Here is a 649-nt window from a genome sequence, read left to right on the forward strand (position 1 = left end):
TGACCCTCAATGGCTTCGCGAGCCATCGCGACCGGCATCATCCACGATCATCCCCGGCAGAAAAACAGCCGGGAATATCCGGCACTTCCACTCCCCAGGCATGTTTTTCATCACCTATTGAAATTGCGATCGGGTAAAGCATGTTCGTGGACCTCCTGGACGCTGTCGGTGGCGTGAGTCAAAGCAGCGCCTGTTTCAAAATGCTGATGGCCGTTTTTTTAAGCAGGTCCTTCTTTGGATGCGGCACCGTCACCAGACCAGGTTTGATGGGATGTTTGAAGTGATGATGACTGCCCTTGACCCGCACCAGATACCAACCGTCTGCGACGAGTTGACCGATTAAAAAGCGGCTATTCACAACACCTCCTTGTGGTGTGCTTGGTGGGTACTATAACTACTGATTTTTTTTGATCAACACTATAACCACCGAGCGGTCATCGTCTTTTAATTGGCTCGCTGGCAAGGTCCAGTCTAGGCTGGGGCTTCGCGTTGGAATGATGGGTGTGTTGCAGGCCTTTACGGGGCAATGCGGACAAATCCCGGACACAAAAAAAAACCGGCCTTGTAGGCCGGTTTTTTCTGTTTCCTGCATCCCCCCGTCATCAACCACGACGTGAGACCTGATTGAGTGGAGCGGGTAGAGGGAAGT

The 649-nt window shown here is 52.2% G+C and carries 1 protein-coding gene and 1 pseudogene; both read right to left on the minus strand.

What is annotated here, in order from left to right; translation table 11 throughout:
- Window positions 1–142: pseudogene (locus tag HT737_RS30785) on the minus strand (type II toxin-antitoxin system HicB family antitoxin); the annotation flags it as partial.
- Window positions 143–178: 36 nt separating this feature from the next.
- The gene (locus tag HT737_RS30790) at window positions 179–358 is read right to left on the minus strand and encodes a type II toxin-antitoxin system HicA family toxin (RefSeq protein ID WP_007963251.1); all 180 of its coding nucleotides are present in this window, start codon (window positions 356–358) and stop codon (window positions 179–181) included.
- Between the last annotated feature and the right edge of the window lie 291 nt (window positions 359–649).

The organism is Pseudomonas sp. MD195_PC81_125, from assembly GCF_014060985.1.
Taxonomy (GTDB): domain Bacteria; phylum Pseudomonadota; class Gammaproteobacteria; order Pseudomonadales; family Pseudomonadaceae; genus Aquipseudomonas; species Aquipseudomonas parakoreensis.